This is a genomic window from Novosphingobium huizhouense, from assembly GCF_020179475.1.
Taxonomy (GTDB): Bacteria; Pseudomonadota; Alphaproteobacteria; order Sphingomonadales; family Sphingomonadaceae; genus Novosphingobium; species Novosphingobium huizhouense.
Map to the genome: position 1 here is coordinate 1 of NZ_JAILXZ010000038.1, position 285 is coordinate 285.

Annotated in this window: 1 protein-coding gene; it reads left to right on the top strand. The window is 61.8% G+C overall.

Annotated elements, in window-relative coordinates:
- Positions 1 to 285 (top strand): ABC transporter substrate-binding protein (locus tag K3A85_RS17880; RefSeq protein ID WP_225207867.1); only part of this gene is annotated, 285 nt, incomplete at both ends.

Consider the following 285-nt stretch of genomic DNA (forward strand, 5'->3'; position numbering starts at 1 on the left):
CAAGGGCTTTTACGACGAAGAGGATCTGAACGTCACCATCAAGGCCGGTGGGCCGGATATCGCGCCGACGCAGGTTCTGGCCGGGGGAGGTGCCGATGTGGTCGTCGAATGGATGCCTGCCGCGCTGGCGGCGCGTGAAAAAGGGTTGCCGCTGGTCAATATCGCCCAGCCGTTCAAATCCTCGGGGATGATGCTGACCTGCCTGAAGGAAAGCGGCATCAGCGACCCGACCACCGATTTCGCGGGCAAGACATTGGGCGTCTGGTTCGCGGGGAACGAATATCC